Annotated in this window: 9 protein-coding genes; 8 read left to right on the forward strand and 1 reads right to left on the reverse strand. The window is 64.3% G+C overall.

Annotated elements, in window-relative coordinates; translation table 11 throughout:
• Positions 1-95: 95 nt before the first annotated feature.
• The 3 genes from BPHYT_RS24750 to BPHYT_RS24760 all read left to right on the forward strand — a co-directional run bounded on the left by BPHYT_RS24750 (position 96) and on the right by BPHYT_RS24760 (position 2101).
• Positions 96-365 (forward strand): DUF4148 domain-containing protein, encoded by a 270-nt coding sequence (locus tag BPHYT_RS24750; protein WP_012426857.1) that lies wholly within the window; start codon positions 96-98, stop codon positions 363-365.
• Between the two features lie 111 nt (positions 366-476).
• Positions 477-1565: a catalase family peroxidase gene (locus BPHYT_RS24755; protein ID WP_012426858.1), complete on the forward strand. Its 1089-nt coding sequence runs from the start codon at positions 477-479 to the stop codon at positions 1563-1565.
• Positions 1562-2101, forward strand: a complete 540-nt coding sequence (locus BPHYT_RS24760) for a cytochrome b (protein WP_012426859.1) — start codon at positions 1562-1564, stop codon at positions 2099-2101. The genes BPHYT_RS24755 and BPHYT_RS24760 overlap by 4 nt, the downstream gene beginning before the upstream one ends.
• A gap of 7 nt (positions 2102-2108) precedes the next feature.
• On the opposite strand, the gene BPHYT_RS24765 is transcribed toward BPHYT_RS24760, so the two are convergent.
• A complete protein-coding gene (locus tag BPHYT_RS24765; protein ID WP_012426860.1) occupies positions 2109-4604 on the reverse strand; it encodes a GcvT family protein in 2496 nt (831 codons plus the stop codon).
• 274 nt (positions 4605-4878) lie between these two features.
• Between BPHYT_RS24765 and BPHYT_RS24770 the strand changes: the two genes are divergently transcribed.
• The 5 genes from BPHYT_RS24770 to BPHYT_RS24790 all read left to right on the forward strand — a co-directional run bounded on the left by BPHYT_RS24770 (position 4879) and on the right by BPHYT_RS24790 (position 11329).
• Positions 4879-5661, forward strand: coding sequence for a DeoR/GlpR family DNA-binding transcription regulator (locus BPHYT_RS24770; RefSeq protein WP_012426861.1), 783 nt, complete (start codon positions 4879-4881; stop codon positions 5659-5661).
• A 124-nt stretch (positions 5662-5785) separates the two neighbouring features.
• Positions 5786-9253, forward strand: a complete 3468-nt coding sequence (locus tag BPHYT_RS24775; RefSeq protein WP_012426862.1) for a DEAD/DEAH box helicase — start codon at positions 5786-5788, stop codon at positions 9251-9253.
• A 240-nt stretch (positions 9254-9493) separates the two neighbouring features.
• Positions 9494-9742: a hypothetical protein gene (locus BPHYT_RS24780; RefSeq protein WP_012426863.1), complete on the forward strand. Its 249-nt coding sequence runs from the start codon at positions 9494-9496 to the stop codon at positions 9740-9742.
• A gap of 65 nt (positions 9743-9807) precedes the next feature.
• Positions 9808-10611: a peptidoglycan DD-metalloendopeptidase family protein gene (locus BPHYT_RS24785; protein WP_012426864.1), complete on the forward strand. Its 804-nt coding sequence runs from the start codon at positions 9808-9810 to the stop codon at positions 10609-10611.
• A gap of 34 nt (positions 10612-10645) precedes the next feature.
• Positions 10646-11329 (forward strand): septal ring lytic transglycosylase RlpA family protein, encoded by a 684-nt coding sequence (locus BPHYT_RS24790; protein ID WP_012426865.1) that lies wholly within the window; start codon positions 10646-10648, stop codon positions 11327-11329.
• The last annotated feature ends 792 nt before the right edge of the window (positions 11330-12121 follow it).

Consider the following 12121-nt stretch of genomic DNA (forward strand, 5'->3'; position numbering starts at 1 on the left):
AATATGTTTTTTCTCTCGCTTCGAGGCAGGAATAAAAGCCGCGGACCCGTGGTTCTCCCTCATGCAAACCCGCACAAAACTCACTGGAGTTCATCATGAAGAAGATCGCTTTCGCCGCATTGTCCGTTGTTGTTCTCGCCGCTTCGTCGAGCGCTTTCGCGCAAGGCAAGACGCGTGCTGAGGTGTACCAGGAATTGATCCAGGCCCAGCAGAACGGCCTGAATTACGTCACCGATGCGTCGTATCCCGACGTGAGCCCGGTATTCGCGCAGCAGGTCGCGCAGCACAAGGAAGCACTCGCCAAAGAAGCGGCGGCTACCGATCGCGTCGCGGGCCACGACGCGCAGGCAGGCAGCGTCAATTGAAGGGCCGATACCGGCGCGCAACCGGAACGGGCGCGCCGGATATCGAATGGAATAGATCGCTGCATCGTGTGTTTGCCCGGTAAGCGCATCTATCCGACAGAGGAGTGTTTCGTGGCAAAACCATCCGTTCCCAATCCGGCGCCTGCCTGCGTGCCTTGCCGACTTGCCGTGATCGGTGCGGCCGTGCTGGCGCTCGCCGGCGGCTTCGCTTACACGGCAGGCTGGTTGACGCCGGCGCGTCTCACCGCACCGCGCATCATCAACACATTCGAAGCCGTGGCGGGTCAGCATCCCGGTTATCGGCGCAATCATGCGAAGGGTCTGTGCGTCGAAGGCTATTTCGACGGCAACGGCGAGGGCGCGGCGCTCTCGAGCGCGGCGGTGTTTGCGGCCGGCCGCACGCCGGTCACGGGACGCTTCGCGGTGCCCGGCGGCAATCCTTCCGCGCCGGATACGAGTTCGCCCGTACGCAGTCTCGCGTTGCTGTTCCAGTTGCAAAACGGCGAGCAGTGGCGCACAGGAATGAACTCGACGCCGGTGTTCGCGGTGCACACGCCCGAGCAGTTCTATCAGCAACTGAATGCAGCGAAGCCCGACCCGGCGACCGGCAAACCGGACCCGGCCAAACTCAAGGCGTTCTACGCCGCGAATCCCGAGACCCAACCGTTTCAGGCATGGGTGAAGGCGCATCCGCCTTCGTCGAGTCTGGCGAATGCCGCGTACTACAGCATCAACGCATTCCGTTTCACCAACGGCGGCGGCAACACGCGCGCGGTGCGCTGGGCGATGGTGCCCGAAACGCCGTATGCGCCGATCACGGATGCTGAAAAAGCCGAGAAGAATTTCCTCGCAGCCGACCTCGACCAGCGCCTGCAGAACGGACCACTGCGTTGGCATCTGATCCTGACGGTTGCGAAGCCCGGCGATCCGACGAACGACGCCACGCTGCAATGGCCCGACGATCGTCAGCATATCGACGCGGGCACGCTCGTCATCGATCACACGACATCGCAGGCAAACGGCACGTGCCGCGACATCAACTTCGATCCGACGATCCTGCCCGCAGGCATCGCGCCCTCGGACGATCCTTTGCTCGCCGCGCGTTCGGCGGCCTATGCGCTGTCGTACAAGCGCCGCACGCGCGAGGAGGCCCTGCACCCCGCGCTTCATCAAACCCAGACAAACGGAGATCACTCATGAAGCCGACGCGCACTCATTTCAGTCCGCTCGCGCGCCTGTTGCACTGGACGATGGCGCCGCTGATCATCGCGATGCTGTTCATCGGCGTGGGCATGGTCGCCACCGTCTCGCGCGCGCACGACACGCTGATCGCGATTCACCGGCCGCTCGGCATTGCGTTGCTGCTGCTGGTGGTGCTGCGCATGGGCGTGCGCAGCACACGCGGCAGCCCGCCATTGCCCGACGATATCCCCGCGCCGCAGCGCTTCGCGGCGAAGGCCTCGCATCTGGTGCTGTATGTTTTGATGGCGGCCATGCCGTTGATCGGTTGGGGAATGCTGTCCGCCGCCGGTTATCCGGTCACGCTCTACGGTCCGCTGCATCTGCCGCCGATCGCGCCGCATAACGTCGAACTGTTCGCGTTGCTGCGCGCATTGCACACGTGGTTCGCATTCGCGCTGTTCGCCACCGTGCTGCTGCATCTCGCGGCCGCGTTGTTTCATGGACTGATCCGGCGCGACGGCGTGTTTTCCAGCATGGCGCGCGGCGAGCGCTAGTGCTTCTTTAACACTTCACGCGTTCCGAGCGCGGATCATAAGGCGCCTTCAGATGCAGCGTTGCCGGCAGCAGTTCGCCGGCGACGTCGATCGCATAGCTGCCGCTGTTCAGATACTCGGCGTCCGCTGCGCCGTCGGGATTGTTCACGTAGCCCATTGCCACCGGACAGCCCAGCGTGTGGCCGAATGCCGCCGAACTCACGAAGCCCACCGGTTTGCCGTCGCGCAGAATCGCTTCGCCGCCCCATAGCATGCGGTCCGTTGCGCCGTTGGCGCTCAGCACGACCATGCGTCTGCGCAGCGGTTCGGCGCGCAATTTCAGCAACGCGTCGCGGCCGCGAAACGCAATGTCCTTGTCGAGCTTGCAGGCGAACGAGAGGCCTGCTTCGAACGGGTTCGTATCCGGCGTGAGTTCGCGGCCCCATGCGCGATACCCTTTCTCGATGCGCAAGGAGTCGATCGCGTAATAGCCCGCGTTGACGAGGCCGAACGCTTTACCTGCTGCGTGCAGCGTCTCGTACACGCCGACCGCGAATTCCACCGGCACGTACAACTCCCAACCGAGTTCGCCGACATAGGTGAGACGCGTGGCCCGCACCGTCGCGTAGCCGAGATCGAGCTCGCGGCTCTGGCCGAATGCGAACGCCTCGTTGCTCCAATCCGCTTTTGACACGCTTTGCAGCAGTTCGCGCGAACGCGGGCCCATTACGGCGAGCACCGCATATTGGCCGGTCACGTCGACGAGCGTGCAGTGCCTGTCGTGCGGAATCGATTTTTCGATGCTGTCGAAGTCGCGCGTGGTTTGCGCGGTGCCGGTGACGAGCAGATATTGATCGTCGGCAAGGCGTGTGAGCGTGAAGTCCGATTCATAGCCGCCGCGCTCGTTGAGCATGGCGGTGTAGACGGTGGTGCCGTTCGGCACGTCCACGTCGTTGGCGACGAGGCCTTGCAGCACGCTTTGCGCATCGCGTCCCTTGACGAGAAATTTGGAGAACGACGTCATGTCGAACAATGCGACGCCTTCGCGGCACGCGCGGTGTTCGGCGCCGCTCCAGGGCAGCCAGTTCTGCTGGCCGAACGCGTACTCGATTCTGGCCTCGTCAGGCGAGGGCGCGAAAAAGTTGGCGCGCTCCCAGCCCATCTTGCTGCCGAAGCATGCGCCTTCGTCACGCAGCAGCGAATACAGCGGCGAGCGGCGAAACGGCCGCGCGCTATCGAGTTCGCGATTCGGCCAGGGCATCGCGTAATGCAGGCCGAGCGTTTCCTTCACGCGATCGTGCAGCCACGTGTCGTTGCCGTTGAAGCGCGCGAAGCGGCGAATATCGACCGGCCACAGATCCATGGTCGGCTCGCCCGCAACGATCCATTCCGCGAGCGCCATCCCGGCGCCGCCCGCCGACGCGATCCCCATCGAATTGAAACCCGCGCCGACGAAAAAGCGCCGCAGTTCGGGCGCTTCGCCCAGCATGAAGTTGTTGTCCGGCGTGAACGATTCGGGGCCGTTATAGAACTGCTTCACCTGAGCGGTTTCGAGCGCGGGCACGCGCTGCAGCGCGTTTTTCATCAGGATTTCGAACTGATCCCAATCGTCCGGCAGCAGTTGAAACTCGAAATTCTCGGGGATGCCGTTCATGCCCCACGGTTTCGCATCCGGCTCGAAGCCGCCCATCACGAGGCCGCCCACTTCTTCCTTGAAATAGATGAAGCCGTCCGGGTCGCGCATCACCGGCAGATCCGGATGCACGCCGGCAATCCGTTCCGTGACGATGTAGTAGTGCTCGGCCGAATGCAGCGGCACGGTCACGCCGCACAGGCGCCCGACGCCCTTGGCCCACTGGCCCGCGCAATTCACGACGATGTCCGCGCCGAGCGTGCCTTCCTCGCCGTCCTTGTTGCGCCACGCGAGGCCGCTGACTTCACGCGCGCCGTTCGCCTTGCCGTCTTGCGCGGTGCGCGTGTGGATCGCCGTGACGCGGGTATTCTCGACGATGCGCGCGCCGCGCTGGCGAGCGCCGCGGGCTAGAGCCTGGGTCAGGTCGGTGGGATTCGCCTTGCCGTCGCCGGGCAGCCAGACCGCGCCGAGCAGGTCGTCGGTGCGCATGACCGGCCACAGGTCGCCGGCTTCGCGCGGGCTGATCACGTCGCAGGCCACGCCGTAGGCGCGCGCGACGGCGGCGGTGCGTTTGAGTTGCGTCATCCGCTCGGCCGTGCGCGCCACCGAGAGCGAGCCGCATTGCTTCCAGCCGGTGGCGAGGCCGGTATCGGCTTCGAGTTCGGCATAGAGCGCGGTCGAATAGCGGATCAGCTTCGTCATGCTTTCCTGCGCGCGCAACTGGCCGACGAGTCCGGCCGCGTGCCAGGTCGTGCCGCACGAGAGTTGGCCCTGTTCGAGAAGCACTACATCGGTCCAGCCCAGCTTCGTCAAATGGTAGGCGACCGAGCAGCCGATGATCCCGCCGCCGACGATGACGACGCGCGCGTGAGTAGGAAGAGGTGTGGACATGTGTGGAAATGCGTGGAGGAAGTGCGTGTAGATTGCCGTAAAAAAACACAAAATGCAACGAAGACGCAACGCTGTTGTGATCTCGGCGGCGTCATGCAACGGTCACACGATCGTGCTTTTGGAAGTAAATCATCTCGCGAAGTCTCCGCTTCAGCATAAAAGGCCGCGTTGTCATCGTCGCAGGAATGTGGTTTTGGTTGGAAATGTGTGGCTATCTAACCCGCCAGACTGTGTCCTTTGCTAGACTCCCCTGAACCATCACCGCCCAATCGCCATGTTTTCCAACCAGCGCCAAGCCGAAATCCTGCGAATCGTCCGCGAGCAGCGCACCTGCACGATCACGGATCTCGCCGGCCGTTTCGACGTCTCCGACGAGACCATCCGCCGCAACATCAAGCCGCTCATCGCGGACGGCCTGCTGATCAAGGTCCACGGCGGCATCATGCTGCCCGAGCGACTCGACGAACCGCCGTTCCAGCGACGCATGACGGCAAGTCAGCAGGGCAAGCGGGCAATTGGCGCGCGCATCGGCGAACTGGTGCGGGACGGCGATTCGCTGATCCTGGAGGGCGGCACGACCTGTCTGCATATTGCGCAGGCGCTCGCCGCCCGTTCGCGGCTCACGGTCGTGACCCCTTCCATCGAGGTCGCGCGCCTGCTGGCGCCGCGCAATGGCAACCGGGTGTTCATTACGGGCGGCGAGTTGCGGCCGGACGATTGCGCGGCGGTCGGCGACAGCGCATTGGCTTTTCTGCGGCAGTTTCACGTGCGCTACGCGATCGTCTCGGTCACCGCGATCGACATGCAGGGGCGTTTCATGGACGCGCTGCCCGCCGATGCGGCGTTTTCACAGGCGGCCTGCGCCCAGGCCGAACGGTGCGTGGTCGCGGCCGATCACGCGAAATTCGGCCACAGCGCGCTGGTGCACGCGTTCGGCGCGGACGCCGTCGATCTGCTGGTAACAGATGATGCGCTCGCGCCAGCACTGGCTCAGGTGTTCGCGGCGGCTGGCGTGGATGTGGAGGTGAGCACACAGCCAATTTCGTCCAACGCGTAAAATGGCCGGTTACCACAGGCAATCGATGCTGCACAGATTTTCACCAGGCGGCGCCATGCGCGCGCTGTCGGGCTGATTCTGTCCGCGCGCTTGCCCGAGCCGGCTTGAATAGGATTGGACGCTGATGTCGTCAGTTTTCTTTGATCGGGAACGGATTGCAGAATGGCTCGGGGACCACACTGTCGCCAAGGCGCGCTCGGTCGGCCCCGTCGCCAACGTGAAATGGCACGGCGCCACGCTCAGCGGCGACGTGCAGGGCACCCAGCCGACACCCTACAGAACGCGCGTGCGGTTCCGTACCGATGGCGGTTCGCCTTGGGCGCAAGGCGACTGCACGTGTCCGGTCGGCCGCAACTGCAAGCACGTCGCCGCGCTGCTGTTTGCCGAGCTCGAGTACCACGACGAGATGGACCACATCACCCAGATCGAACTGGACGACAGCGAAACCACGGGCGATCTGCCGCCCAAGCGGATTGCACACATGGCACACATGGGGCAGCCGTCAGGCGTACGGCCCGAACTGGTTAGCTGGCTCGAACGCTTTCGCGCCCGAGCCGAGGCCGCGGATGCCGACGCGCAGAAGGCGAGCGCCCCGCGCACGCAAACGCTCGCGTACCAGCTGAACTGGTCCAGCTTCCACAAGCGCCACGAAGTGGTGCTGTACCGCGCGCGCTGCAATGCCGCCGGCGCGGTCGTCGCGGTCGACGAAGCCTGGGGTAACGTGGAAGCGGCGCTGCTCAAGCAGCCGAAGTTCGTCTCCGACGAAGACCTCTCGATCCTGCGCGGTCTCTGGCTCGGCCGCTCCCGTGAAGATTTCGGCCAGTTCATTCTGCGCGGCACGAGCGGCGCGGAGATGCTGCAGAAGCTGATCGCGACGGGGCGGCTGTTCTTCGACTTCAAGCCCGCGCCCGGCGAGGCCGGTCCGGCCGCGCTGTCACGCGGCGCCGATCGGCCCGGCCGGATCGAATGGGAGCCGCTCGCCGACGAACGTCTGCGGCCCGTGCTGTGCACCGAGCCGCGCGCCAGCATGGTGCTGCCGACCGAACCGGTCTGGTATGTCGACGGCGTCGCGAATGAGGCGGGCATCGTCCAGTCGTCGCTGCCATTCCAGCAGTTGCCGGATTATCTGGCCATGCCACCCATCTCGCTCGCCGAAGCGCCGCTCGTCGCCTCGGTGCTGCGCGAGGTCGCGCCCGAGTTGCCGCTGCCGCCTACGCAAGACGCGTCCGCGATTCGAGTGATCGACGTCGAGCCGGTGCCGGTGCTTTCGCTCAATAGTCACGCGCTGCCGTCTTCGACGAGCAAGGCGGGGCTGCGTCAATCCGGAGCAGTCGAACTGGCCGGCGTGAGTTTCGATTACGACGGCGTGAGCATCAACGTGGACAGCAGCGTGACGCTCGTGCCGATGCCGGGCGGCGATGTCATTCATATCCGCCGCCGTTACGAGGCCGAGAAAAAACGTCTGCTCGAACTGCGCAAGACCGGTTTGCAGAAGGTGCCGACCAGCCGCGTCTACGCGTCGCGTCTGCTGCCCGACACCATGCTCGGCCTGCCCGACGCCGAGGCGTGGTCCGCGTTCGTCAACGACGCCGTGCCGGAGCTCGTGAGCAAAGGCTGGCGTGTGACGATGGCGCCCGAGTTCCGCTACAACGTGATCGAGATCGACGCGATTGAAGGCACCGCGCATCAGGCCGGCGACGGCTGGTTCGATCTGGAGATGGGCATCCGCATCGGCGAGCGCAACGTGCGGCTCGAACCGCTGCTCGCCGACCTGTTCCGGCGCGACCGGCGCTGGCTGGGCGGCGCGCTCGAAGCCATCGCCGACGATGAACCGATCGAGCTGAAGACCGAGGAGAACAAACGTCTGCGTTTGCGCGCCGGTCGACTGAAGCCGGTGGTGCGCGTGCTGGTCGATCTGTTCGACGCACTCGGCGGCTCGCTCGCGGACGGTGCGCCGCTGCGCGTGGCATCCGTCGACGCCGGCCGCCTGGAAGCGCTGAACGGCACGGGCCGCTGGCAATTCCGTGGCGACGATTCGATCCGCCAACTCGCGCAGCGTCTGCAAGCCGGGCCCGGTCTGCGAGAAGTCCCGGTGCCGCGCGGCCTGAAGGCCGAACTGCGAACCTATCAGCACCAGGGCCTGAACTGGATGCAGTTTCTGCGCGAGCAGAACCTCGCCGGCGTGCTCGCCGACGACATGGGTCTGGGCAAAACCGTACAGACGCTCGCGCATATCCTCGCGGAAAAAGAAGCGGGGCGTCTGACACGGCCCGCGCTGATCGTCGTGCCGACCACGCTCGTGCACAACTGGCGCGAGGAAGCGCGCCGTTTCGCGCCCGAGTTGAAAGTGCTGCTTCTCAACGGTCCGCAGCGCAAGGAACGCTTCGAGCAGATCGGCGAACACGAACTGATTCTGACCACGTATGCGCTGCTGTGGCGCGATCAGAAGGTGCTCGCCGAGCATGAGTATCACTTGCTGATTCTCGACGAAGCGCAGTACGTGAAGAACGCCACCACCAAAGCCGCGCAGGCGATTCGCGGGCTGCGCGCGCGGCATCGGCTGTGTTTGACGGGCACGCCGCTGGAGAATCATCTCGGCGAACTGTGGTCGCAGTTCGACTTTCTGTTGCCGGGTTTTCTCGGCAGCCAGAAAGACTTCACCAGGCGCTGGCGCAATCCGATCGAGAAGAACGGCGACGGCGTGCGCCGCGCTTTGCTGGCGCGGCGCATCCGGCCGTTCATGCTGCGCCGTCGCAAGGACGAGGTCGCCAAGGAGTTGCCGGCCAAGACCACGATCCTGTGCTCGGTGGACCTGGAAGGGGCGCAGCGCGATCTCTACGAAACCGTGCGCACGGCGATGCAGGAGAAAGTGCGCGCCGCCGTCAGCGCTCAAGGTCTTGCGCGCAGTCACATCATCGTGCTCGATGCATTGCTGAAGCTGCGCCAGGTGTGCTGCGATCCGCGATTGGTCAAAACGCTCAAGGCAGCCGCTGAGGCGAACGACGTCCCTGAAAAATCCGACAGGACGGGCAAGATCGAGAAGGGCGCGCGCGCCATGCGCTCGGCCAAGCTCGACCTGCTGCTGTCGATGCTGCCCGAACTGATCGAGGAAGGCCGCCGCGTGCTGCTGTTCTCGCAGTTCACCGGCATGTTGTCGCTGATCGCGCAAGCGCTCGAAGAGGTCGGGATACCCTACATGATGCTCACCGGCGACACGACCGATCGCGTCACGCCGGTCGAGCGTTTTCAGAAGGGCGAGGTGCCGCTGTTCCTGATCAGCCTGAAGGCGGGCGGTGTCGGCCTGAACCTGACCGCCGCCGACACGGTGATCCACTACGACCCGTGGTGGAACCCGGCCGCCGAGAACCAGGCGACCGATCGCGCGCATCGGCTGGGACAGGACAAGCCGGTGTTCGTCTACAAGCTGATCGCGGCGGGCAGCATCGAGGAAAAGATCGTCGAGTTGCAGGAGCAGAAGGCCGGGCTTGCCGACAGCATTCTTTCCGAAGACGCCGCGGGCGCCGCCAAGTTCTCGGACGACGATCTCGACGCGCTGTTCGCGCCGATGCCGGAAATCGAAAGCGGCCGGTAGGAACCGGCGATCCAGCACACCATCTCGAAACGTCCGGCGCACTCATCGCGCCGCGCGACGTTGCGCCCGTTCCAGGGCGCTCAAATATCTCCAGATTTGACGCTGCCATGAGCGCAATCGTGACAAATCGTCAAGGATGGGTCTGTTCCCGGCGATGCCGTCAACGCTTTGTCCTGACACTCGTTGAACACGCGACCGAGAAGCGGTCAGTCAACGCAGTTCGTTAAGGAAAAACCGTCCATGAAGAAGCATATTTTCGCCGTTACCGTCGCGGGTCTGTTCTCGATCGGCGCATTCGCCCAGGCCTCCACGCCGGTCGCTGCATCGTCGCCGGCAGGCGTCGCTACGCAGGAAGCCTCGGCGCCGGCCGCACAGCATCACCACAAGAAGAAGCATCACAAGCACGCGCATCACCATAAGGCGGCGTCCGCTGCCAGCGGCGCGCAAGACGCGCCGTCGAACGACGACGCAGCGCCGGCCAAGCCGTAAGCATCGCCCGACGATGCGGGCCGGCGCAGGTCGCCGGCCCGGTTCGAATGACCCGGATCTCCCCGATGAAAACCTGTTCGTCCCGTTTTGCCAGATCGGGCTCTTCCATACTATTCGCGTTGTTGCTGGCCGCGTCGTTGACAAGTTGTGCATGGCTCGCGCCGCCGGCACGTCCGACCCATGTCGACGAGGCGCCGCCGCCCGCGGCTGCATTCTCGAATGCGCCGACGCCGGTGCCCACTTCGCAAATTCCGGCGGGCTTCTACCGCGTCAATCCCGGCGACACGCAGATCGGCGTCGCCAAGGCGTTCGGTCGCGAGCCTTCGGCGCTCGCGCAGTGGAACCACTTGTCGTCCACCGACGGTCTGCGCGTCGGCCAGATGCTGCGGGTCGCGCCACCGCTGGTTGCCGTCACATCGTCCGCGACCGGCACGCCTTCGAATTCGCTTGAACAGGCGCGCGCCATCTTCGCGGATGGCCCGAGTGAACCCGCGTCCGCAAAGGCTCGACTCGCATGGCCGGTGAGCGGTCAGGTGAGCGCGCCGTTCGTGTTGGGCAAGACCAAGGGGATCTTGATAGGCGGGCGCGTCGGCGAATCCGTGCGGGCTTCGGCGGGCGGCCGCGTTGTGTACGCGGGCGGGCGCATCGCGGCGTACGGCAAGCTGATCATCATCAAGCACGACGCCCATCTGTTGACGGCATACGGCAACAACCGCGCGCTGCTCGTCAAGGAAGGCGCGGACGTCAAGGCTGGCGAGGTGATCGCCGAAATGGGCGCGGACGACAAAGGCCAGGCGTCGCTGCGCTTCGAAGTGCGCACGGACGGCAAACCGGTCGATCCGCTCAAGTACCTCCCGCAACGCCAGTAACGCAGCGCGCTCGCGGCCTCGCCGCTCATCCGCAGTGACCTTGAACTCGAACGCGACGCGCCGCCTGCGCCAGGCGGTGCGCCGCGACGTGATGCCTATGATTTCCTCTCCCTATTGCTTTGCGGCCGGCCGGCGCGTGTCGGCCGTCCTGTTGCTGGGCGCGCTGCTCGCGCTCGCCGGATGCGCGCAGCCGGACGCCGGTCGCGATTCGCCGAGCGGCAGTGCTGCCGTTGACCGCTTCGGTCACGGTGCGGCACAGCACGCGGCGCAAGCCGGCGACTTCGGCGACCGCGGTGCATCGCACGCAGCGGGCAGCGCGAGCGACGAGCCGCCGCCCGATCCACCACTGAGCGACGATGCCGCATCGCCCACGCCCGCTTGCTCCTGCGGCAACACGTTCCGGCAAACGGGTATGGCGACGTGGTACGGCAAGCCGTTCCAAGGGCGCCGCACCGCCAGCGGCGAGCGCTACGACATGCACGCGCTCACAGCGGCGCATCGCACCTTTCCGCTTGGCGCCTGCGTGAGGGTAACGGTGCTCAACGGCGCGCGCTCGGTGATCGTTCGTATCAACGACCGCGGACCGTTCGTGCGTGGCCGAATCATCGATTTATCGTATGCCGCCGCGCAGGCGCTCGGCCTTGTTTCTACAGGCAACGCGCAGGTCATGCTGGAACGCGTCGCGACGGCACGCTACTGCCTGGGTGGCAGCGCCTGATGCCGATCGTGATTACGGAAAAGTCAAAGCCGGCCCGCTGGCCGATTGATTGATTGAAGGCTGCCGTAAGAATCAGACGACCGGCATCGACTGTAACAAAATGACTGCGTATGTAAATTTCCCGATGCAGACACTTCAATTCATACGATTTTCAACGCTTATGGCGCAAGCTCTGCGTTCCGAATGAATTACGTCCGACGTAATAACTACCTTGCTGCCGGTTACAAACGCAGTTTTTTCATCTTGAGCTCGATTTTATGACGGGCTAATTTGACTTCACTCGTGCGGCTAGACCCCCGCGAGCGTGTGATGTTTGAGCGGCGCCGGCCTCTGGATTGAGGCCGCGCCGCATTTTTTGTCCGGGTCGCGAGCCCCTCGGTTTAACAATCTTTAAACGATTTATTTTGAGACTGTTCCTATACTGACTCGCAAATTGTCAAATCGCCGCGAGTTGAATGCAGAACGCGGCCAGAAAAGACAACGGCGAACGGGGCCAATCACCGCGCAGGCGAGACCAGCCGATCCGAACCACAACCCGAGTGGTCGATACCAATAAAATGATGTCGCATAGCCGGAGCGGATAGCGGCTTAATCGCATCCGGAAAACAGCAGCTGTTTTCGATTATGATGGCCTTCCCCCTCGATACCTCGCGCGATAAAGCGAATCACGCGTCCTAATATCGAGATGGCAGCGGAAGACCTGAACAGGGCGCAAGGCAAAGGACCACTAGAAAAATGTGCAGCCGAAGATGAAATTGAAAGCCGGATCGTCGGTGCTTACGCCGTCATCCC

The sequence above is a fragment of the Paraburkholderia phytofirmans PsJN genome (assembly GCF_000020125.1).
Taxonomy (GTDB): Bacteria; Pseudomonadota; Gammaproteobacteria; order Burkholderiales; family Burkholderiaceae; genus Paraburkholderia; species Paraburkholderia phytofirmans.